Annotated in this window: 21 protein-coding genes; 20 read left to right on the forward strand and 1 reads right to left on the reverse strand. The window is 59.3% G+C overall.

The window, feature by feature from the left end:
- Nucleotides 1-162: 162 nt before the first annotated feature.
- Nucleotides 163-2796 carry an InlB B-repeat-containing protein gene (locus PMW70_RS07140; RefSeq protein WP_271744367.1) on the forward strand — a complete coding sequence of 878 codons (2634 nt, stop codon included), beginning with the start codon at nucleotides 163-165 and terminating at the stop codon, nucleotides 2794-2796.
- A 291-nt stretch (nucleotides 2797-3087) separates the two neighbouring features.
- A complete protein-coding gene (locus PMW70_RS07145) occupies nucleotides 3088-3813 on the forward strand; it encodes an IS3 family transposase (RefSeq protein WP_271744369.1) in 726 nt (241 codons plus the stop codon).
- A 174-nt stretch (nucleotides 3814-3987) separates the two neighbouring features.
- Here PMW70_RS07145 and rpmB read toward each other — a convergent pair whose 3' ends face one another.
- Nucleotides 3988-4176: a 50S ribosomal protein L28 gene (rpmB, locus tag PMW70_RS07150; protein ID WP_022094725.1), complete on the reverse strand. Its 189-nt coding sequence runs from the start codon at nucleotides 4174-4176 to the stop codon at nucleotides 3988-3990.
- Nucleotides 4177-4627: 451 nt separating this feature from the next.
- Here rpmB and pyrR point away from each other — a divergent pair, with 451 nt between their 5' ends.
- The 18 genes from pyrR to PMW70_RS07240 all read left to right on the forward strand — a co-directional run bounded on the left by pyrR (nucleotide 4628) and on the right by PMW70_RS07240 (nucleotide 22622).
- Nucleotides 4628-5212, forward strand: a complete 585-nt coding sequence (gene pyrR, locus PMW70_RS07155; protein WP_006236123.1) for a bifunctional pyr operon transcriptional regulator/uracil phosphoribosyltransferase PyrR — start codon at nucleotides 4628-4630, stop codon at nucleotides 5210-5212.
- Nucleotides 5213-5216: 4 nt separating this feature from the next.
- On the forward strand, nucleotides 5217-6161 hold the full coding sequence (locus PMW70_RS07160; protein WP_035138537.1) for an aspartate carbamoyltransferase catalytic subunit: 945 nt from the start codon (nucleotides 5217-5219) through the stop codon (nucleotides 6159-6161).
- Nucleotides 6145-7434 (forward strand): dihydroorotase, encoded by a 1290-nt coding sequence (locus tag PMW70_RS07165; RefSeq protein ID WP_271744370.1) that lies wholly within the window; start codon nucleotides 6145-6147, stop codon nucleotides 7432-7434. The genes PMW70_RS07160 and PMW70_RS07165 overlap by 17 nt, the downstream gene beginning before the upstream one ends.
- Nucleotides 7435-7550: 116 nt before the next feature.
- Nucleotides 7551-8318, forward strand: a complete 768-nt coding sequence (locus tag PMW70_RS07170) for a dihydroorotate dehydrogenase electron transfer subunit (RefSeq protein WP_271744437.1) — start codon at nucleotides 7551-7553, stop codon at nucleotides 8316-8318.
- A 14-nt stretch (nucleotides 8319-8332) separates the two neighbouring features.
- Nucleotides 8333-9241, forward strand: a complete 909-nt coding sequence (locus PMW70_RS07175) for a dihydroorotate dehydrogenase (RefSeq protein ID WP_271744438.1) — start codon at nucleotides 8333-8335, stop codon at nucleotides 9239-9241.
- Nucleotides 9235-9951 (forward strand): orotidine-5'-phosphate decarboxylase, encoded by a 717-nt coding sequence (gene pyrF, locus PMW70_RS07180; RefSeq protein WP_271744372.1) that lies wholly within the window; start codon nucleotides 9235-9237, stop codon nucleotides 9949-9951. Before PMW70_RS07175 ends, pyrF begins: the two co-directional genes overlap by 7 nt.
- Before the next feature lie 239 nt (nucleotides 9952-10190).
- On the forward strand, nucleotides 10191-10499 hold the full coding sequence (gene mihF, locus PMW70_RS07185; RefSeq protein ID WP_006236130.1) for an integration host factor, actinobacterial type: 309 nt from the start codon (nucleotides 10191-10193) through the stop codon (nucleotides 10497-10499).
- Nucleotides 10500-11069 carry a guanylate kinase gene (gene gmk, locus PMW70_RS07190; protein WP_099431806.1) on the forward strand — a complete coding sequence of 190 codons (570 nt, stop codon included), beginning with the start codon at nucleotides 10500-10502 and terminating at the stop codon, nucleotides 11067-11069. It abuts the gene before it with no gap.
- Between the two features lie 5 nt (nucleotides 11070-11074).
- Nucleotides 11075-11356, forward strand: coding sequence for a DNA-directed RNA polymerase subunit omega (locus tag PMW70_RS07195; protein ID WP_035138532.1), 282 nt, complete (start codon nucleotides 11075-11077; stop codon nucleotides 11354-11356).
- A complete protein-coding gene (gene thiI, locus PMW70_RS07200) occupies nucleotides 11357-12601 on the forward strand; it encodes a tRNA uracil 4-sulfurtransferase ThiI (RefSeq protein WP_271744373.1) in 1245 nt (414 codons plus the stop codon).
- A gap of 213 nt (nucleotides 12602-12814) precedes the next feature.
- Nucleotides 12815-13528 (forward strand): ComEA family DNA-binding protein, encoded by a 714-nt coding sequence (locus PMW70_RS07205; RefSeq protein ID WP_117564273.1) that lies wholly within the window; start codon nucleotides 12815-12817, stop codon nucleotides 13526-13528.
- A complete protein-coding gene (locus PMW70_RS07210; protein WP_271744374.1) occupies nucleotides 13525-15828 on the forward strand; it encodes a DNA internalization-related competence protein ComEC/Rec2 in 2304 nt (767 codons plus the stop codon). The genes PMW70_RS07205 and PMW70_RS07210 overlap by 4 nt, the downstream gene beginning before the upstream one ends.
- Nucleotides 15829-15906: 78 nt before the next feature.
- The gene (gene holA / locus PMW70_RS07215) at nucleotides 15907-16869 is read left to right on the forward strand and encodes a DNA polymerase III subunit delta (protein ID WP_118094255.1); all 963 of its coding nucleotides are present in this window, start codon (nucleotides 15907-15909) and stop codon (nucleotides 16867-16869) included.
- A 133-nt stretch (nucleotides 16870-17002) separates the two neighbouring features.
- Entirely contained in the window at nucleotides 17003-17269 is a 267-nt protein-coding gene (rpsT, locus tag PMW70_RS07220; protein ID WP_022094714.1) for a 30S ribosomal protein S20, read from the forward strand.
- Nucleotides 17270-17365: 96 nt separating this feature from the next.
- Entirely contained in the window at nucleotides 17366-19177 is a 1812-nt protein-coding gene (gene lepA / locus PMW70_RS07225; RefSeq protein ID WP_118094254.1) for a translation elongation factor 4, read from the forward strand.
- Between the two features lie 4 nt (nucleotides 19178-19181).
- Entirely contained in the window at nucleotides 19182-20225 is a 1044-nt protein-coding gene (dusB, locus tag PMW70_RS07230) for a tRNA dihydrouridine synthase DusB (RefSeq protein WP_118094253.1), read from the forward strand.
- Nucleotides 20226-20227: 2 nt separating this feature from the next.
- Complete coding sequence (hemW, locus tag PMW70_RS07235; RefSeq protein WP_117776230.1) at nucleotides 20228-21460, forward strand: radical SAM family heme chaperone HemW; 1233 nt, start codon at nucleotides 20228-20230, stop codon at nucleotides 21458-21460.
- Between the two features lie 58 nt (nucleotides 21461-21518).
- On the forward strand, nucleotides 21519-22622 hold the full coding sequence (locus tag PMW70_RS07240; RefSeq protein ID WP_271744379.1) for a DnaJ domain-containing protein: 1104 nt from the start codon (nucleotides 21519-21521) through the stop codon (nucleotides 22620-22622).
- The last annotated feature ends 39 nt before the right edge of the window (nucleotides 22623-22661 follow it).

Genomic DNA, 22661 nt, shown 5'->3' on the forward strand with positions numbered 1-22661 from the left:
CTTGCCCGTATCGTAGGCAATGCGCCGAATGCTCGCCATCGAAATTTATCGGTGGCCCACTTCAGACTGTAATGGGCGGTCGAGGCTTCGTCTAACGACAATACGGTTTCAAGTGATGATCAAAAACCTGAATCTGATGTCTCGGATAAGCAGTCAAACGATGTGAATGTGAATGAAACATCTGATGAATCGAATTCTGATGCAGCAGAATCTGGTGTTTATCAAGTTAATGATCAATTAACATTTGAGGATGCGCTGAATAAAATCGCCTCCGATAATTTATCGGAGATCAGACTTGTCCTAAAAGGCGGCTCGTCTTTTGTGGTACCGACCCAAGATTACGTTTCGACTTTCGGCGTTGCTAACAAGAAGATTACCGTGACGAGTGACGGTGATAATCGCGCAACCTTGCACTTCTCCAACCGTGCCATGCTTTCCGGATCTTGTACTTTTGACAACGTCGAAGTGGTTGGTTCAGGAAAATTCTATTGCAATGGTTTCGATACCGTTTTCACTCGTAACTGCGAGCTCAACCTCTCTGAAACACTTTATGGCGGTGGCTATAGGTCGACTGTCGATCACACACATGTGGTGATAGCCGCGTCTGGATATATCAATCCTGGTAGTGGCGCTGGCCTTCATGACGTCATCGGTGGTTCATATCAAGGGTCCGTCGAGCATGACACCTATCTTGAGATCAGCGGTAACCTTCGCATGGCTAGCGGTAATCACGTTAATCCCGGTTGCATGCGCGGCGATGGGTCGAGCGGCGATGGAAACGGCTTTCCTGCTGTTTATGTAGGTGGTAACGCCACGCTTGTTTACGACAATGCCAACTCCGAAGTTTCTCCTGCTATCGAAGGCACTTACGGTTGCGAGATGCGCGGCAACGTGACGCTTGATGTTCGCTCGGGTCGGGTAAATGAAATTTGCGGTCATTTTGGTGACCCTGCGCCTATTAAAGGCAACATTCATATTATTGCGGGCAGCAGTACTTATGAAAACACCGACAAAACGCTTCGTCTTAATAGCAATTGGCCAATAATTGGCGCAGGACAAATGATCCCAGATGGAGTTTATGAGGTCGATGGCGATGTCGTTATCGATGCTTACGAGAATGTTTGGGGCTGGGATAAAGGTGGATCGATACCCAATGATGTCCCTTTTATTGAAGGTTCGAAGAAAGCGAACGTTGGCGGATCTATTACCGTTAATGTCCACGGCTCCCATGTTGGCTCTATTTATGGAGCAGAGTGGAGTGCTGTAAACGGTGATATCGCCGTGAACGCTTCTGGTGTTGAGCTGAGGGATGAAGCGGGCGATTCTCATGGGTATGTTTTCTGCGAGAACGACCTGACCAATTCGTCGGATGAGGGATCGAGCGTAAAGGCTAGAGGAAAGCTATCTATCAGTCTGAATAGCGGCAGTGTTGGCTACGTTTCGTTGACTTCGAACAAGAATGTATCGATTTCTGACGGTTCCTTCATTAATATTGCTGGACGACCGGAAATAGCTACGGGCGTTACGGGTGTGTACTATGGGCTTCCCAAGGGGTCTTCTTCTCCCACAATCAATATTGCAGGGACTGTGGCTGAGATTCCTTATATTAAGTACGCATCTGCATTGAATGTTACTGATAACTCCGAAATTACGGCCGGTACGATTTCTTCTGTAAATAAGATCGCTATTACTGGTCAATCGAATACAAATGTAACGACCAAATTTGGTTGCAACAATGCTTCTAGCAATGAATTAATTGAAGACAATGGCCTTCGGGTAGATGAGGGCAGCGTTTTGACGACAGCTGGCTCTCAAGCCTACGTATATGGTTATGTCGATATCAATGGTACTTGGGAGCAACAATACAATACTGCGAAAAACTATAACGATATTTTCGTTAAGGGAACCACCTCTATTGGCAGTAAGGGCATTCTCATCGATCACGGTTCAAGTAATTTGAAAGGTGCCGTTATTAATAAGGGCACACTTGCCTTAATGGCACCCGCATTATTCCAAGGATATTACCGTGGCGATGACGCTGAAATTAGACTGCCAGCTGTCACTAATAACTATGATGGCACGGATGATGGCGGCGACATACCCCTTATTGTAAAAGGGGAATCGTCAGGGAAGACTACTGTTAATACGGTGGATCCGAACAATTGGCAGAATTTGAAACTGCCGTCACTCGGAGATAACTACGTACTCTCCAAAGCTAGTGGTGATGCACCTAAGCAAAGCACTTTTATTCTTGGCAACGAGGATGCGGTTGGTGAGGGCTATTACCTTAAGCGCGTCAGGGATGCCGACAGTACTGATGATTTTCACATGTGGCAGGTCGCAGCAAAGTTATCGCTGACTTTTGATGATAATGGCGCATACGATCCTGCTTATCCTCAAAAGTTTTTGCAAGATAAGACTGCAGATAAGGACAGTTACACCTTCGCGCTGCCCAAGACCGCCCCGACCCGCAAGGGCTGGGCGTTCGACGGCTGGAACACCGAGAGGGACGGGTCGGGCGATCAGTTCACCGACAAGACCGAGGTCTCCAAGTCCACGACCGTCTACGCCCAGTGGAAGTGGGTGCCCCGCGACGTCACCGTGACCTTCGACGAGAACGGCGGCGAGACCAAGGCCGACCCCGCCTCCCAGACCAAGACCACCGAGCCGGGTGCTCTGGCTTCGACAGGGGAGAGACTGCTGCCGGTTCTTCCGCTGGCAGTTGTCGGATCTGCTTTGACTTCTTTGGGCTTGCTGCTCGAATACAACCGCAAGAAGAGGCGGAACGATAAATAAATAATGGCCAGCCATGGCTTTAAATGAACTGCCTCCCATTTCTTGGACATGAGAAATGGGAGGCTTTCTTTATGCGCGTTGATTTGAGAGTGAAGTATGATGTCGAGGCCAGGAAGGCGGCCATAGGGCTCTTCGAGCTCGGGCACGGGTATAAATCTGCCGCGATTGCCCTTTCGCTTCCCGTGGAAGCCGTGAGAAGTTGGCAGGAGATATACCGCGCGTTCGGGAGCGAGGTGCTGCTGCGCATGGACGGAAAGCGGGGCAGGTACACATACGAGCAGAAGGCCGCCGGTGGCCGCCGAGATCTTCTCGCGCACCGCCAACGGCTGCGGGCACCGGCAGATAGCGATGTGCCTCAGGGCGGAAGAGGGTGCCGTGATAGCCGACAAGACCGTGCTCAAGATGATGCGCGAGATGGGGATCCGCTGCGGCATCAGACGCGAGACGGCCTACCACGGGTACAACTCGTACAGGGGCGTCGTCGGCAGGACGTTCGAGAACGTGATCGCGAGGGATTTCGACGCCGGGGCCCCGTGGCGGAAGCTGGGAACGGACGTCACCGAGTTCAAGGTGGCGGGCGGCAAGGCCTACTGGGCCCCGACGCTGGACTTCTGCACCAAGGAGATCGTGGCGAGCGACATATCGACCACGCCCGACATGGCCCAGCAGGTCAGGATGCTCGACGAGCCGCTGCCCAAGATCCCCGAGGGCGCCGCCCCGACCATGCACTCGGACCGGGGCTGGCAGTACCAGCACGCCTCGTACACATCCAGGCTCGAGGCCGCCGGCATCGTCCAGAGCATGTCCAGGAAGGCGAACTGCATCGACAACGCCGCCACCGAGCAGCTCTTCGGCCACGTCAAGGACGAGTTCTACCGGGGCCGCGAGTGGGAGACGTTCGAGGATTTCAAACGCGACCCGGAGGAATACATAGTCCACTGGAACACGAGCCGGAGGCAGGTAAGATTGAAGGGCCTGACCCCGGAGGAGTTCCGGAATCAGGCCCTCGCGGCCTAGTCGCTATTTAGGGCGTCCAAGATTTGGGACGCAGTTCATTTTCACTCTGGTTTTGCATTCCTGGATAGATAGAAAAGAAACCGCCTTCTCAAAAGAAAGCGGTTTCTTATAGTTCTATATGAACGCGAGGTCTTTGACCCGGAGAGTCCGAGGTACTTGTTGGTAAGACCTTATTTAGGAGCGCGCAACCTTGCCAGACTTGAGGCAGGTGGAGCAAACGTTCATCTTGCGACGGTGACCATCGACGACGACGTAGACGCGCTGGATGTTGGGGCGGAACTTACGGTTGGTGACGCGGTGAGAGTGGCTGATGGAGCGACCGGCAACGGGGTGCTTACCGCAAACTTCGCAAACTTTGGACATAACTGACCCTCCTTGGGCGACAAACGAACATGTCGCGTTAACAAACAAGCCTGAACTATAGCACAGAAGTCGCTCCCTGTGCGCAATCTACACAGAGATATTCCTCTTTTGGCGATAGTGCCCACGCTACGGCCCTGGACGTAGATCCGATTTGCGTGCAGCAGAGGGGATTATGCCAGCTCGTGCGTGTGTTTTCAAGCTCGTCCCACAAATATATATAGGTTTATGGAGCATTGGGCTCCGTTTACGGATTGTTCTGTATTTATGCTCGCAATTAAGCTCGAGGTTGGCTACACTATCCCTTGACCATTAAAGGGGTACGAGATACCCACATGGAATTACATAGCTGCCAAAGAGCAGCCCTTCCTGTGGGTGTCTGGTCCGCTTTAAGCGGTCGGGCATCTATTTTTTTGACTGTGTCAGCAGTCAAGACATGTGAGGAAGGAGATCGATGGGCACGACTTCCCCCAAGGCGGTCATCATGGACGAGACCGCCGTCAATCGAGCGATGACCCGCATCGCGCACGAGATTCTCGAGCGCAACGAGGGCTGTGAAGACCTCGCTCTGGTCGGCATCGTCACGCGCGGCGACCTTCTGGCAAAGAAGCTCGCCGAGGAGATCAAGGAGATCGAGGGCGTCGACGTTCCGCTCGGCAGCCTGGACATCAGCTTCTACCGCGATGACTATGCGACCAATTTCGCTCCCGCGATCCACGCTACCAACATTCCCTTCAGCGTCGACGGCAAGCGCGTCGTGCTGGTGGACGACATCCTGTATACGGGCCGTACTATCCGCGCCGCTCTGGATGCCGTCATGGACCTGGGCCGTCCGAGCCGCATCGAGCTGGCAGTTCTCGTTGACCGCGGTCACCGTGAGCTCCCCATCTCGCCGGACTTTGTCGGCAAGAACGTTCCCTCGTCGCATGAGGAGAACGTGCACCTATATATGAAGGAAGTCGACGGCCACACCGCCGTCGAGATTAACGACGTCGCGCCGGGTTCCCACGTGGGCTCCGCGCCGCTGGGAGGTGAGTAGTACCGTGGCGTTCAACCATAAGCACCTGATCGACATTACCGAGTACTCCGAAGAGGACATCAAGCTCATCCTCGAGACCGCCAAGGCGTTCTCTGAGGTCAACGAGCGTGCGATCAAGAAGGTCCCCACGCTCAAGGGCAAGACCATCGTCAACATGTTCAACGAGCCCTCGACGCGCACCCGCAGCTCCTTCGAGCTCGCCGAGAAGCGCCTTTCGGCCGACAGCCTCAACTTTGGCGGCTCCTCGACCTCCACGGTCAAGGGCGAGAGCCTCGTCGACACCGTCGAGACCCTCAACGCCTACAAGATTGATTGCATCGTCGTTCGCGATAAGCACGCCGGTGCTCCCTACATCGTCACGCAGAACTCGCCCGCGAGCGTCATCTGCGCCGGCGACGGCAAGCACAACCACCCCACGCAGGCCCTGCTCGACCTGTACACCATCTGGGAGCACAAGGGTGACTTCCACGGTCTGAAGGTCGCCGTCGTCGGCGATATCGCGCACTCCCGCGTGTGCGGCTCGCTGATCCCCGCACTTAAGATCATGGGCTGCGAGACCTACGCCGTCGCCCCCGGCACGCTGCTGCCGCCGGCGCCCGAGGTCCTGGGCTGCGACCACGTGACGAGCGACCTCGATTCCGTCCTGCCCGAGCTGGACGTCGTCTACATGTTGCGCGTGCAGCAGGAGCGCCTCGAGGGCGCACCGTTCCCCACGATTCGTGAGTACCACAAGCTCTTCGGTCTGACCAAGGACCGCGAGAAGCTCATGAAGCCCGATGCGATTATCTGCCACCCGGGCCCCATCAACCGCGGCGTTGAGTTCGACTCCTATATGGCCGACCACCCGCAACGCTCCGTCATCCTGGAGCAGGTCTACGCCGGTATCTGCGTGCGTATGGCTATCCTGTATCTGCTGCTTGGAGGTGCCGATAATGGCCTTGCTTCTTAAGAATGCCCACGTCGTCGATCCGTCCGTCGAGCTTGACGGTGTCGTCGACGTCCTGATCGACGGTGACAAGATCGCCGAGGTCGGCGAGAACCTCGCCGCCGAGGGAGCCGAGGTCCGCGACCTTTCCGGCAAGTATCTCGTCCCCGGCCTGGTGGATATGCACGTGCATCTGCGCGAGCCTGGCTACGAGGTCAAAGAGGACATCGAGAGCGGCACCCGTGCAGCTGCCAAGGGCGGCTTTACCGGCGTGTGCGCCATGCCTAACACCGATCCCGTCACCGATAACGGCACCGTCGTGGAGTTCGTCAAGTCCCGCGCTGCCGAGGTCGGCCACTGCCGCGTCTATCCGTCGGGAGCCATGACCCGCGGTCTTAAGGGCGAGGCCATGTCCGAGATGGGCGATATGGTCGCCCACGGCGCCGTCGCCTTCACTGACGACGGTCGTGGCGTGCAGGGCGCGGGCATGCTCCGTCGCTGCATGGACTACGGCAAGATGTTCGGCAAGGTCTTTATGAGCCACTGCCAGGACGAGGACCTGGTCGGCCACGGCCAGATCAACGAGGGCAAGGTCTCGACCCGTCTGGCTCTCGAGGGCTGGCCGGCTGCCGGCGAGGAGCTCCAGATCGCCCGCGACATCGAGATCGCCAAGCTGACCGGTGCCAAGCTGCACATCCAGCACATCTCCACCGCCCATGGCCTGGAGCTCGTGCGTGCCGGTAAGGCAGCTGGCGTGCAGGTCACCTGCGAGGCCACGCCGCACCACATGTTCCTGACCGAGAACGACCTGGACGAGACCTACAACACCTCGCTCAAGGTCAACCCGCCGCTGCGTACCGACGAGGACGCCGAGGCTATCCGTCAGGGCGTCATCGACGGTACCGTCGACGCTATCGTCACCGATCACGCTCCCCATACTCCGTGGGAGAAGGCCCGCGAGTTCGAGCTGGCGCCCTTCGGCATGATCGGCCTCGAGACCTCGCTGTCGCTTGTGCTCACCGAGCTGGTCAACACGGGCAAGATGAGCATGGGTCGTATGGTCGAGCTCATGGCCATCAAGCCGCGTGAGATCCTGGGCCTCGACCAGGTTCAGGTCAAGGCGGGCTCCGTTGCCGACCTGACCGTGTTCGATCCCGCTGCTACCTGGACGGTCGGCGAGGACGGTTACGAGTCGCGTGCCGAGAACTCCGGTTTTGCCGGCCGCACGCTCACCGGTCGTGCCACCGATGTGTTTGTCGGCGGCAAGCAGACGCTCGCCGACGGCTGCATCTGCTAGCATAGCCTTATCGCTTTTGTGCGCGGTGCCCTTGCGGTGCCGCGCTTTCTGTTCGCCTGAACCATGCAACCGCATGGGGGATTGGAGCGTCTATGCCCACACCTTCCACTGCACGCATGCACGACTTCGAGGTCGTCTCGAACCAGGAGATCGCCGACGGCATCTTCTCGCTCGTTATCTCGGCCCCCAAGCTTGCAAGTGCGCTCAAGCCCGGCCAGTTTGTGAACATTGCCGTGCCCGGCGATGCGTCCTCGCTGCTTCGCGTGCCCCTGAGCTTCTATCGCGCCGACGCCCAGACCGGCACCGTCGAGCTGTGGTACGCCGTCGTGGGCGACGACACCCGTCGTCTGTCGCAGATGGCCCCCGGTTCCACCTCTAATCTGCTGGGCCCTGGCGGCCGCGGCTGGCTTGTGCCCGAGGGCACCAGGAAGGCGCTGCTCGTTGCGGGCGGCATCGGTGTTCCGCCCGTGCTGTGCCTTGCCGGCATGCTCGTCGAGCAGGGTGTGGCCGTCGACGTGTGCCTGGGCTTTGGCACCGCGTCCAAGGCCGTGGGAGTCGATGAGTTCCGCGCGCTGTGCGATACGGTCAACGTGTGCACCGACGACGGCTCGCTCGGCACGCACGGTTTTTGCACCGATCCTGTCGCCGAGCTGCTTGGCGAGGGCGGCTACGACTACGTCGCCAGCTGCGGCCCCGCTGTCATGATGAAGAAAGTCGCCGCCGCTGCCGCCGAGGCCGGTGCGTACTGCGAGGTGTCCCTCGAGCGCATGATGAGCTGCGGCTTTGGCGCCTGCAACACCTGCAATGTCGAGACGGTCGACGGTATGAAGGGCGCCTGCATGTGCGGCCCCGTGTTCGATGCTTCCAAGGTGGTGGTCTTCTAGTGGGTACCGTGAACATGGCCGTCGATTTCGGCGGCGTCAAGATGCAGAACCCCATCAACACCGCAGCCGGTACCTTTGGCTACGGTTGGCAGTTCCAGAACTTCTTTGATGTCTCCCAGCTGGGTGCCATCACCACCAAGGGCTGCGCTGCCGAGCCCTGGCCCGGCAACCCCGCGCCCCGCATGGCCGAGATCCCGGGCGGCATGATCAACTCCGTGGGCCTTCAGAACCCTGGCGTGGCTGCCTTTGCCCGTGAGTCCGGCCCGTGGCTCGAACAGCTGTCCAAGGACGGCTGCCAGGTCATCTGTCAGGTTGCCGGCCACTCCGTTGACGAGTTTGTCCGCGCGCTCGAGATGTATGTCGAGCTGTGCCCCTGGGCTGCCGGCTACGAGATCAACGTGAGCTGCCCTAATATCGCCGCCGGCGGTGCCGCCATGGGCTCCACGCCCGAGGGCGCCTCTTCCGTTATGGCTGCCTGCCGCAAGGTGACCGATAAGCCGCTGTTCGTAAAGATGGCTCCGGTTAATGTCGCCGAGATTGCCAAGGCTCTCGAGGCCGCCGGCGCCGACGGCCTTTCGCTCATCAATTCCATCCAGGGCATGGCCATTGACGTGCACACCCGCAAGTCCCGTGTTGCCAAGCCCAAGGGCGGCCTTTCGGGCCCGCTGTGCCACCACATCGCCGTTCGCATGGTCTGGGAGGTCGCTCAGGTCGTCGATATCCCCATCAACGGCGTCGGCGGTGTCATGACCGGCGAGGATGCTGCCGAGTTTATCCTGGCCGGCGCCACCTGCGTGTCGGTCGGTATGGCCAACTTTGTCGATCCGTGCGCTTCGATTAAGATCGCGCGCGAGCTCGAGGCTTGGGCAGAGTCCCAGGGCGTGAAGGATATCAACGAGCTGGTAGGTGCTTTCGAATGCTAGAGAATGATGCCCGCGACCGTGTTATCGTCGCCCTCGACTGCGATCGTGAGCGTGCGCTCGAGCTCGCCCATGAGCTTTCGGGCCACGCCGCCTGGCTCAAGGTGGGCATGACGCTCTATTACGCCGAGGGTCCCGAGATCGTCAAGACGTTCAAGGACCTGGGCTTCAAGGTCTTCCTCGACCTTAAGTTCCATGACATTCCGCATCAGGTGCGCGGTGCCGCCCGTTCGGCCTCGCTTGCCGGTGCCGACCTGCTCTCGGTCCACGGCTTGGGTTCGGGCGCTATGCTCGCCGCGTGCCGTGAGGGTGCCGAGGAGGCGCGCGAGGACCGCGCCAAGCTCGTCGCCATTACCGTGCTCACGAGTATGAATCAGGATGCCTTGAGCGAGATCGGCGTCGAGTCTCCCGTGGCCGAGGAAGCCGCCCGTCTGGCAAAGCTTGCCCAGACCAACGGCATCGACGGCATCGTGTGCTCGCCGATGGAGGCTCACGACATGCGTGAGCTGCTGGGTCCTGATGCCCTGATCGTGACTCCGGGTGTGCGTCCGGTGGGCGCCGCCCTTGGTGACCAGTCCCGCGTGGCGACGCCTTCCCAGGCTATCGAGCGTGGCGCAAGCCACATTGTGGTGGGCCGTCCCATCACCGGTGCCGACGATCCGGTTGCCGCCTTTGACGCCATCGTCGCCGAGCTGGTCGAAAACGTCGCGTAAAAGATTCCCCTAAGTCACCACTTTTGGGTCTCATTAGCACAAAATAGCCCCTGTGCCTGCGTAAACTTTCCCATCCTTTGTGTGGAATCGCAGGTCAGGGGCTTAACTTTGGGCGCAGTATATTGCACTTTTTGCGGGTATCGTCTAACCTATGGAGCCGCGATTAGGCATTTTGTACGTTCTACGTGCTAAAATGCCAATTATTGAATCAGATATAACCCAACTATTTGGAGGTACGAATGGCACTCCCTCAGCTTACCGACGAACAGCGCAAGCAGGCTCTTGAGAAGGCTGCCGCCGCACGTCACGCCCGCGCTGAGCTTCGCGAGCAGATCAAGAAGGGCGAGAAGTCCCTCGAGTCCGTGCTCAACTCCGATGACCCCATCGCTTCCCGCATGAAGGTTTCCACCCTCATCGAGTCTCTCCCCGGTTATGGCAAGGCCAAGGCCGCCAAGATCATGGAGGAGCTCGGTATCTCCGCTACTCGTCGCGTCCAGGGCCTCGGCGTCCGTCAGCGCGAGCAGCTCCTCGAGCAGCTGACCAAATAAGTGAGCGCTCAGGATTCCAAGCTCTTTGTGATTTCTGGACCGTCAGGCGCAGGCAAGGGTACGCTCGTCACTCGTGTGCGCGAGCGCCGCTCGAACCTGGGTCTGACGGTTTCGGCTACCACGCGAGCACCACGCAAAGGTGAGGTCGACGGCGTCAACTACTTTTTTCTGACGCGCGAGGAGTTCGACCGCCGCGTGGCAAACGGTGAGTTTGTTGAGTGGGCCGAGGTCCACGGTAACTGCTACGGCACGTTGGTGAGCGAGGTCACATCCAAGCTCGCCTCGGGCTCGTCTCTGATTTTGGAGATCGATGTCCAGGGCGCCCTGCAGGTGAAGGAGCGTTTCCCCGAGGCCGTGCTGATCTTTATCAAGCCGCCTTCGCTTGAGGTGCTCCGCGAGCGTCTAGTCGGTCGCGGTACCGAGACGCCCGAGACGATTGAGCTGCGTATGGCAAACGCCGCCGATGAGCTTGCCCTTGCCGACCGCTACGACGACGTCGTGGTGAATGACGATCTCGACCGCGCGACCGATGAGCTCGTTCGCGTTCTCGATATGCATGAAAGGATCTGAGGTCCGTGTCCGTTGTAAAGCCTTGCATTGACGATCTTCTGGAGAAGACCGATCACAACCGCTTCCTGCTCGCTTCGCTTGCCTCCAAGCGCGCCTGCGACATCAATAGCATGCTGCGTGGCCAGCACAACCGCGTGCTTGCCGTCCAGGATGTCGATGACATCACCATCGGGCTTTCCGGTGCCGATACCATCTCGATGGCTATGGACGAGATTGTCGACGGCGACATCTCTTACGACGAGGCCCGTTACGAGAAGGCGCTCGGCCACAAGGTTGCTGAAGCCTAAATGGCGGCTCGCGTCTGCCTAGTCCACTATCACGAGGTTGGGCTGAAGGGCAAGAACCGCGCACATTTTGAGCATATCCTCATGGATAACATCAAGGCGGCCTTGGCCGCCTTTTCCGTGAATGCCGTGTCTCGAATTTCCGGTTATATCCTCGTGACCTTTAACGAACATCAGGCCGACGAGGCGGCGCGTGTCATTCGCACCGTTCCCGGCGTTGCCCGTGTGTCTTTGGCGTATCACACCAACCGCGACCCGCAGGAGTACTGCGCCGCCGCCGTGAAGGCGCTGCGCGAGTTTGGTTCCTTCGATTCGTTTAAGGTGCACGCCAAGCGCTCCAATACTGACTATGAGCTCACCTCGATCGATATCAATCGTCAGGTGGGCGAGGTACTGTGTGAGGTCTTCCCCGATAAAAAGGTTCAAATGCACGACCCCGATGCAATGGTGCACGTACTGGTGGTCCAGGGTAGCGTTTACGTGTACGCACGCTCCGAGCGCGGCGTGGGCGGTCTGCCGGTGGGTTCTGCCGGCAAGGTCGTGACGCTGCTGTCCTCGGGTATCGATTCTCCGGTGGCGACCTGGATGCTCGCGCGCCGCGGCGCGGTTTGCGTGCCGGTACATTTCTCCGGTCGTCCGCAGACGCCCGATACGAGCGAGTATTTGGTGCAGGACATCATCCGTGCGCTTGAGCCGGGTGTCCAGATCGGCCGCCTGTACGTGGTGCCGTTTGGCGACTGCCAGCGTGAGATTTCGGTCACCTGCCCCAGCAACCTGCGTGTGATCATGTATCGTCGCATTATGTATTCGGTTGCCGAGCGCATTGCGCACATCGAGGGCGCCAAGGCCATCGTTACGGGCGAATCGCTTGGGCAGGTTGCCTCCCAAACGCTTGAGAACATCATGGCCGTCAACGAGGCCGTGAAGATTCCCGTGTTCCGTCCTCTCATCGGTTCGGACAAGCAGGAGATCATCGCGCGTGCCGAGGAGATCGGTACGTTCGATATCTCGACTGAGGCCGCTCCCGACTGCTGCACGCTGTTTATGCCGCGCCGTCCCGAGACGCACGCTAAACTCGATGCCGTGCATGAGGCCTGGGAGTTGTTCGATCATGAGGAGATGATCGAGCGCCTGCTCAAGCAGACCGAGTACATCGACTTCGAGAGCAACACGTATAAGGCCCCTAAGACCTTAAAACGCAAACATTCGGAGCTTGCTCCGCGTGAGATTTACCAAGATCACGAGTAAATTTGTGTATAGACCGACGATGCGCCTGTATCGTCGGTCTTTTGGTATCTGGGTATTTTGCGGCTAAGTGTTCATTTGCTGACGTATGTCTGAATAAATGGACATTATTTCGCAAGGTTTTGGTCAGCTTTTGGTTTGACCTCGAAAACCGGTTTTGGGGCGTGGCTGTTGCGGAGCTCCTTTCCTGACACGATGGTGTTGGGAGGTTTTGCTATGGCGCAGCGCGAACAACACGAACGAGTCAAAAAGATGGACCGCTGGGCGGGCAAACTGCTCGGTCATAAGGCAGTGGTGATGGCGATACTGGTCGTCATTGCGATGGCGAGTGGGCTGGCGATGGCGAACCTTGGCGGCGGTGCCGGCGGTGTGTCGTTTGAGCGCACTGATGGTTCGGGCACGTTAGTGGAGCCGGGATCCGGCGATGCTTCGAGCGGAAAGACATCCGAAGGCTCTTCGCCTAAGGCGTCTGCCGCGGCAGAGGTCTATGTCGATGTTGATGGCGCCGTGGTGTCACCCGGTGTATATCGCCTCAAAGACGGGGCGCGGGTGGCTCAGGCGATTGATGCCGCCGGCGGACTGGCGCCCGAAGCAGACGTTACGGGGCTTAATCGTGCATCCAAGGTCACTGATGGACAAAAAATTCACGTTCCAACGGTAGGGGAGCAGCAGGCGTCCATTGCGGAAGCCGGTGTTGATGGTGGGACTTCCGCATCGTCGGGCGTTAGTGGCGCAACAGGCCTAGTAAACATCAATACGGCAAGCGCAGAAGAGCTGCAGACGCTTTCGGGCATCGGCCCCTCCATGGCCCAGTCGATTATCGATGAGCGGACAAAGAACGGTGCTTTCGCCTCGGTTGACGATCTGATGCGTGTGTCGGGAATCGGCGAGAAGAAGCTTGCCAAAATCAAAGATTGCATCTGCGTATGAGCGCGACCGAGCGCGAGCACGTGATGCCTCCGCGACCCCTGATTCCGTGGACGATGGCCCTGTGTGCCGGCATGTGCGTGAGCTGCGCCTTGGCGCTCAGCATAGCCGCTGATGCGCTGCTGAGGGAGCGGGCGACGGCGGTCGGGCCGCTATGGTCCATTCCCGTTGCGGCAGCGGTTTTCGTTGTGCTGGCTCACTCTTGTGCGCGGCTTGCCCCTTTGAAGCGGTGGCTGTATGCCGTGTCCGCCGGTCTCGTGGCGGGAGCGGTCGTCTCGGCGTGGTGGGCTGTGGGTGTGCTCAGCGCCTCGAAGGCGCTCGACGGTCGAGCGGCAAGCGGCCTCGAGTTTTTCGTGCAGGGTGATCCATCCATAAACGACGACGTGTATTCCTATACCTGCGAGGCACGCGCGGACGGTAAGAACTTGGCAACGGTTCGCCTATCGTGTGATCGTGAGCTCAAGGTCGGGGCGCACGTGCGTGTTATCGGTCGCGTTTCGCGTTTTGAGAACGAGGCATATGGACGATCGCGCGTGCTCCGAGGCGAGGTGCGTAAGGTTAAAGCCGTTCGGATTGTGTCGGTCGATGAGGGTTCTCCGGGGCCGCTGCTTCGGCTGCGAAATGGGCTGCTTGCGTCCATCGCGCCTGCGACCGACCCGGCGCGTGCGCTCATAGCCGGTGTCGTCTGCGGTCGTTCGGCCGAGCTGCGCGCCCAGCCGGCGGGCGACTGGTTTTCTGTGACGGGAACGGCACATCTTATCGCCGTCTCGGGCAGCCATTTGGCTATCGTGGGGTTTGTAATCGAGGGCGTATTGCAAAAGACTCGGTGCTCACGTGGTCTTCAGCGGGCGATATTGGCGATAACGCTTGTGGGCTACGCTGCATTTACGGGCGCGTCTCCCTCGGCCGCGCGCGCGTGCTGCATGGTGTTCGTGACGCTTGTCGTAAACGACGCGGGGCGTCGTCGGCACGGCCTTTCGGCACTCTTCGTAACCATGTCCATCTTTGTGCTACTGCGGCCGACGGTGCTGTTCGAGATGGGCTTTCAGCTATCATGTGCCAGCGTCTTAGCCATTCTGTGCTTTTGCCCCTATGCGACCTATGCTTTGGGTGAGCTGGGTGTGCCATCGGGCGTTACCAGCGTGTTTTCCGTCACGCTGTGCTCGCAACTGGCGACACTTCCCATTACCATTCCTGCCTTCGGTACATTCTCGCTCATTGCTCCGTTGTCAAATGCGGTCATCGGTCCGGTGGTGAGCGTTCTGCTCGCTGTGTCGATCGTGCTGGTTCCCTTTTCGCTCGTGGGACCGTTGCGGACTTGGGCGCTCGTTGTGCCCATGATTGCCGCCCGTTGCGCGCTGTTCTTCGAGCAGCTGTTTGCCGCCGTGCCGGGTGCATACGTGAGCGTGCCGCCCGATAGCATGTGGATTTACCTATTGCCGTGTTTTCTGGCGGTTCTGCTGGTCTGGTGGCCGCGTCCCCGTGCACGTCCTATGGCGGCGGGGCTTGCATGCCTGATGCTCTTGGCTGCGATTCCGTACGTCTATTGGGATCGATTCGCTCCGCCTTCGGTGACGGTGCTCGATGTGGGCCAGGCCGATGCGATTCTTATCCGCCAAGGCGGCGCAGTAGCTCTCGTCGACTGCGGGCTCGACGAGCGCGTGGTGGCGGCGTTGGTTCGCAATAACGTGCACCATATCGATGCCGTCTTTGTGACGCATTGGGATGAGGACCACTGGGGTGGTTTGCCTGCCGTGCTCGAACAGTTTTCGGTCGGAACGATTGCCGTGGCGGCGGATGCGCTGGAGGATGCTCCTGCCGAGGTATTGAACCGACCTGGCGTGGAGTATCGGCAGGTGCGCCGTGGGGATACGGTCGACATCGGCTCATTTTGCGCCCGCGTGATGTGGCCATTCGAGTCCGTGGATGGCGAGGGAAATGAGGACTCGCTTGTCCTGCTGCTCTCTTATGTTCAGGAAGGTAAGGGCCTGCGAATACTTCTCACCGGTGATGCCGAGCTCGACCAAGAACGGGAATTCGTGCAGGAGGTGGGGGATATCGATGTACTTAAACTTGGGCATCACGGCTCCAAGGTTTCAGTCGATGGTGAGTTGCTGGACGTCCTGAAGCCCGAGCTTTCCCTCGCAAGCGCCGGTGAGGGGAATCGATACGGCCATCCGTCCGATGCCTGCATCGATGCCGTTAAGGAAGCGGGTGGTGTGTTCGCGTGTACCATCGAACACGGCGACATTACCGTCGCACCGACTGCGAATGGCTTTGTGATGCGATGCCAGCGACCGTGACGACGTCGTTGGCGTGTGGTGGGCCCCTGGGCTAGAATGGCACGGAACAAATGCGAAGGCCTGCGGGAGGGGAGCGCAATGTCCGAAACCGGTTTGCTGCCGGCATATCTGATCGTCGGTACCGACGGAGTTAAGCGCGATCACGCCGTCTCGCGTATGAAAGCGCGTCTGGAAAAGTCGGGTATGGTCGAGTTCAACCTCGACGAGCGAGACATGACCAAGGACCCCGATATCGAGTCCATTATCGGATCGCTTAACACCTTTCCGATGGGCAGCGAGTTTCGTCTGGTAATCCTCGATGGCTGCTCAAAGCTCGCCAAGGCGGTCTCGGAGCCGCTCGTTGGGTATCTGGCGAGTCCCAGCCCCACTACGGTCTGCCTCATCATCGCCGACTCACTTGCCAAGAATACGCGCCTGTATAAGGCAATCGCCAAGATCGACAAGAAGGCTATCGTCGATTGCTCGGGTACCAAGCGCTGGGAACTGCCGCGCCGTGTTCAGCAGATGGCGACGCAGCGCGGTAAGTCGATTTCGACGGCGGCCGCCGAGGAGCTCGTCTCGCGTTCGGGCGAAAACACGCGCATGCTCGATAACGACTTGGCTAAGCTTGCCCAGATGGTCGAGTCGCCTCAGATTGAACTTGCCGATGTTGAGCGCTGGATTGTCCGTACGGCCGAGGTTCAACCCTGGGACTTCCTCAACGCCATCTCGGCTCGCGATATGCGGCGATCGCTCGAGCTCTTCAATCTACTGCCCGCCAAGAGCTACGTGTGGACTTACACATTGCTGTGCGGCCGCATCCGCGAGCTTATCGTTGCCAAGGCGCTCGATGCGCGCGGACAGGGTCGTGAGCTGGCCGCAACACTTAAGCTCCAGTCCTGGCAGGTCAAGAATCACCTGACCTGGGCACGTCGCTTTTCGATGGCAGAGCTCGTTGCCGCGCTCGAGGGCGCGGTCGATGTGGAGCTCGCGCTGAAGGGTTCGGCCGATTCTCAGACCGCGCTTTTGCTCTGGATTACGAACATCTTGAGAAAATCGTGATGATACCTGCCTATTTGGCAAATTCGTTCTATCCCTTTGAGGGGGAGCGTGCTATAGTAGACGCTTGCATGACCTCACCGTGTCTCAGAGGTGTCATACATTTTTTGCAAGGAACTCGAAAGGAACTCCAGAAGTGGCAAACATCAAGTCTCAGAAGAAGCGTATCCGCACCAATGAGGCAGCTCGCATGCGTAACAAGGCTGTCAAGTCCGAGCTCAAGACGCTGACCAAGCACGTCCAGTCCGCCGTCGCCGAGGGCGACGCCGAGAAGGCCCAGGCTGCCCTCAAGACCGTCACCAAGCGTCTCGACATGGCTGCCGCCAAGCATGTTATCCACAAGAACCAGGCTTCCAACCGCAAGTCCGGTCTTGCTAAGCTCGTGAACAGCATCAACGCCTAAGTTGTAAATTTCACACCACACAGATTACGCGCATAAATGGAGCCTGTTTTATGGAGCAGGCTCCATTTTTTGTATCGCTCGGGTAAGATAGTCCGCATGAATACTTCAATTGACATTTCCCACATCCGCAACTTCTCAATTGTTGCGCACATCGACCATGGCAAGTCCACGATCAGTGACCGCATCCTCGAGCTCACCCATACCGTTGACGAGCGCGACATGGAGTCGCAGCTGCTCGACACTATGGATATCGAGCGCGAGCGCGGCATCACGATCAAGTCCAATGCCGTTCGCGTGTCCTATGACGCCGATGATGGCGAGACGTATCAGTTCAACCTGATCGATACGCCGGGCCACGTTGACTTTACCTACGAGGTCTCGCGTTCGCTGGCCGCCTGCGAGGGCGCGGTGCTCGTCGTCGATGCCACCCAGGGTGTCGAGGCCCAGACCGTCTCCAATGCGACGCTCGCCATGAACGCCAATTTGGACATTGTGCCGGCCATCAACAAGATCGACCTGCCCTCGGCCCATCCCGATGAGGTCAAGATCGAGATCGAGGATGACTTGGCGATCCCTGCCGATGATGCCGTGTGTGTCTCGGGCAAGACCGGCGAGGGCATCCACGATCTGCTGGAGTCCATTGTCTTTTTGATCTCTCCGCCCAAGGGCGATGCGAACGCGCCGCTCAAGGCACTCATCCTGGATTCGTATTTCGACGAGTATCGCGGCGTCGTCGCCACGGTGCGCATCTTTGACGGTTCCATCAAAAAGGGCGATACCCTGCGCATGATGCAGGCAAAGGGCGACTTTTTGGTCGATGGCGTGGGCGTCAAGCGTCCCGCCGAGACTCCGGTCGATGCGCTGACGGTCGGCGAGGTGGGCTACGTGGTCACGGGCCTGAAGGACCCCGAGGCCGTGCGCGTGGGCGATACCCTCACGTGGGCGTCGAATCCCTGCCCCGAGCCGCTTCCCGGCTACCGCGAGGCTAAGCCCATGGTCTATACGGGCCTGTTCCCGATCGATAACAAGGACTATGAGAACCTGCGTGACGCGCTCGATAAGCTGCACGTCAACGACCCGTCGTTGGTGTGGGAGCCCGAGACCTCGGTGGCGCTCGGCTTTGGCTTCCGTGTGGGCTTCCTGGGCCTGCTGCACATGGAAGTCGTCAAGGAACGCCTGGAGCGCGAGTTCAATCTGGACCTCATTGCCACGAGCCCCTCGGTTGACTATCACGTCTACAAGACTGACGGAGAGATGATTGATGTCCGTAGCCCGCAGGATCTTCCCGAGGCCACGCGCATCGAGCGTATCGAGGAACCCTACCTCAAGGCTAAGATCATCTGCCCGCCCGAGTATACGGGTGCCGTCATGCAGCTCGCTATCGAGCACCGTGGCATTACAACCGACATGATCCATCTCACGAGCAAATCGGTCGAGATGCGCTTTGACATGCCGCTCGCCGAGCTCATCCTGGACTTCTTTGACCAGCTCAAGAGTCGTACCAAGGGCTATGCCTCGCTCGACTACGAGTTCAACGAGTACCGTCCCTCCGAGCTCGTTAAGCTCGATATCTTGCTTTCGGGCGATGAGGTGGACGCGCTGTCGTTTATCGTCCACAAGGACAAGGCCTATGGCCTGGCCCGTGGCCTGTGCGACAAGCTTAAGGAGATCATCCCGCGTCAGCTGTTCGAGGTGCCCATCCAGGGTGCTATCGGCAATAAGATCATTGCCCGCTCCACCGTCAAGGCGCGTCGCAAGGACGTGCTTGCTAAGTGCTACGGCGGCGATATCTCGCGTAAGCGCAAGCTGCTCGAGAAGCAGAAAGAGGGCAAGAAGCGCATGAAGGCCATCGGATCGGTCGAGGTCCCGCAGGAGGCCTTTATGGCGATCCTCAAGGTGGACGAGTAGGTCTATGGCGCTTTCTGAATACAGCAAGCGGCTGCTGGGCGCCTATGCCGAGCAGCCGTTCCTTATGGCTCCCATGGCGGGCGTGACCGACCCTGCCTACCGCATCATGTGCCGCCGTCGCGGTGCCAACCTTGCCTACAGCGAGATGGTGAGCGTGGCGGGCCTTGCCTATGCCAGCAACAAGACCTGGCGCCTGGTGCTACCGGCCGACGAGGAGCAGCAGATTTGCGTGCAACTCTTCGGCTCCAAGCCCGATCAGTTTGCGAGCGCCGTCGCTGCCGTCGAGGAGCGCGTTGGCGATCGCCTGTCGCTCATCGATATCAATATGGCATGCCCCGCCCGCAAGGTTGTTACCAAGGGCGAGGGCTCGGCGCTCATGCGCACGCCCGACCTGGCGGAGAAGATCGTCGAGGCCACGGTGGGCGCGGCGCACGTGCCCGTGACCGTCAAGATTCGCAAAGGCTTTTATGCCGAGGACCGCAATGCCGCGACATTTGCCCAGATGCTTGAGGGCGCAGGGGCTGCCGCAGTCGCCGTGCATGGTCGTTGCGCCACGCAGCTCTACACCGGCCAGGCCGATTGGTCGGTCGTCGATGAGGTCGCAGATGCCGTTGAGATTCCCGTGATCGGTTCGGGTGATGTGTTCACCGCCGAGGATGCCGCGGTGCATCTGCGAAACTCGGGTGCCAGCGCGGTGTTTATCGCGCGCGGCATCTACGGGAACCCGTGGGTGTTTGGCGATGCTCGCGCTCTTGCGCTCGATGGCACACCGGTGCCGGCGCGCAGCTCTGTCGAGCGCCTGGACGCCCTGCGTGAGCACCTAACGCTGACGCATGAGCTCCTGCCGCTCATGTCGCGTGCCCGTACGTACGCAAGCTGGTACTTAAAAGGCATGCCCCATGCCGCCGCTTGGCGTGCCCATGTGGTGCGCTGCTCCACGTATGAGGAGTTTATGGCGCTGGTCGATGAGATCGAGCATGATGTGGTGGCCTGCGAGGCTGCCCTTGCCGCCGGCGAATCGGTGCCCCCTCATCCGCTGGAGGCTTAAGGGTGGCCGTTACCGCGCTGTACGTGCACGTGCCGTTCTGTGCCCAAAAGTGCCGCTACTGCGACTTCGACTCGCGCAGCTTTGCTTCGTGTGATTTGGATGCCGCGCTCGATTCCTATTTTGAGCAGTTGTTCGCGCGTCTCGATGCTTTTGGCAAGGCTGGGGCCCTCGACCAGATCCGCACCGTCTATGTTGGCGGCGGCACGCCGTCGCTGGCGGGGGAGCGCCTGGTGGAGCTGGCGCGGCGTATTCGTGCGTGGTGCGCCCCCGTTGAGTTTACCTGCGAGGCCAATCCCGAGTCGCTGACCGCCGAGCTTGCTACTGCGCTTGCCAAGGTTGGTGTCACACGCGTTTCTCTGGGCGTGCAAACGCTCGATAACACCGAACTTACCGCCATCGGCCGCATTCACGATGCCGATCGGGCGCTCGCCGCCATCGCGACGGTCAAGGACGCTGGGCTTGACGTGTCGTGCGACCTTATGTGCGGACTTCCCGGGCAGACCGCAGCGAGTTGGAAGCGTACGCTCGAGGGCGTGCTGGCGGCGGTTCCGCATCATGTGTCGGTTTACCCGCTCACGCTCGAGGTGGGGACGCCCCTCTATCGCATGGCGTGCCGTGACGAGTCGCTCGAGCCCGACGAGGATTTTCAGGCCGCCTGCATGGACGTGGCGCGCGAGCTCCTGGGTGCCGCCGGCTATCACCCGTATGAGGTGGCGAGCTACGCGCTCGACGGCCATGAATGCGCCCATAACATTGCCTACTGGACCGGACGGGGCTACCTGGGCCTGGGCCGTTCTGCCGCCGGTATGCTTGATACTGGGGATTTCGACCGTCTTGCAGGTTTGTTCCCCGGCGTGTCTGCTCGAGGCGACGCGTACCGTGTGCGTTTGGTTCAGCGCGACGATGACGCGACGTCGTTTGAGGCCGAATACCTGTCGCAGCGAGAGGCTGCGGCCGAAGACCTGATGCTCGCTTGTCGCATGACGCGCGGTATTGCGTCCGACCTGTTGGTTCGCGCGGCTCGTGTCATCCCGGCCGATGAGCTGACAGCCGCTTGTGATCGCGCGCTCGAATTGGGTCTTGCCACTTGGGTGCCCGAGACGCTCGGGGTCCATGAGGGACCCTTTACTTCGGCAGATGTCGTCGCGGGCCATGTTCGAGCTCGTTTAGCACCGACACACCTGGGCTGGCTCGATGGAAATGTTCTGTTCGAGCTGTTTTGGGATCTAGCTTAGGCCGCTCGGGTAGAATTACCGGAATATATACGCTGCTGTGAGCAGGAGGTTGCCGCGCATGGCGACGATGAACGAAAAAGATTACTACGAGATTCTAGGTGTCTCCAAGGACGCCACCTCGCGTGATATTCAAAAGGCCTTCCAGCAAAAGGCCCGTAAGCTCCATCCGGACGTCAACAAAGAGCCGGATGCCGAGGAAAAGTTTAAAGAGGTTTCCGAGGCCTACGCCGTGCTTTCGGATGAGCAAAAACGTGCGCGCTACGATGCCATGCGTTCTGGCAATCCCTTTGCCGGTGCCCCTACGGCTTCGCCCTATGGTGGCGGCTATGCCGGCAACACGGGCTATGGCAATCCCTTTGAGGGCGGCTTTCCTTTTGGCGGTGCCTGGGGCCAGCAGCGTCGCGGCCAGGCTGCCTACAATCCCGAGAACGGCGCCAACGTGGTCGTCGATATCAAACTGGACGCCAAGGAGGCCAAGGACGGTGCCCGCAAGACCGTCCGCTATACGCGCTTCGATACCTGTGGTCACTGCGGCGGCTCGGGTTCTGTCTCCTCCGAGCATGCCCATATCTGCCCGAGCTGCGGTGGCCGCGGGCACATCGACGTCGACTTGTCCTTCCTGTTTGGTGCGGGCACGTTCCAGTCGGTCTGCCCCGAGTGCGGCGGTTCCGGTAAGGTCGTGGCCGACCCCTGCCCCGATTGCGGTGGCAGCGGTCGTACTCGCGTAACCTCCGAGCAGACGATTGAGTTTCCTGCCGGCACGCACGATGGCGACGAGGTCCGCATTAGCGGCATGGGTCACGCCGGCACTAACGGTGCCGCTGGCGGTGATCTAGTCGGCCGTGCCCATGTCGAGTCCGAGCGCTTGGAAGGCAAAGCTCGTACCGGTTTTTACCTGATGGGCATCGTGGCGCCGTTTTTGGTACTCTCGGCCATCTCGGGCGTGTTCTCGGCCTTTGCCGTGATGTGCTTTATTCCGTTTACCATGGGCCTGTTCATGGTGCTTTCGGACGGCGTGCTTCATCGCAGCCTGCTGTGGTGGAAGCGCGGTGCGATGCAGTTTGCCAACGGTTTTGCCAATGGCTTCATGTTCGCGCTCGTGTCGGTTTGGTTCGCGAGCTGCTCGCAACGGGCCATGCTTTCGCCTTACGGAATGCAATAACATCAAACCCTCTGTTTGCGGTTGGCCCAGCTTGGGTAT

This window comes from Collinsella aerofaciens (assembly GCF_028209625.1).
Classification (GTDB): domain Bacteria; phylum Actinomycetota; class Coriobacteriia; order Coriobacteriales; family Coriobacteriaceae; genus Collinsella; species Collinsella aerofaciens_AM.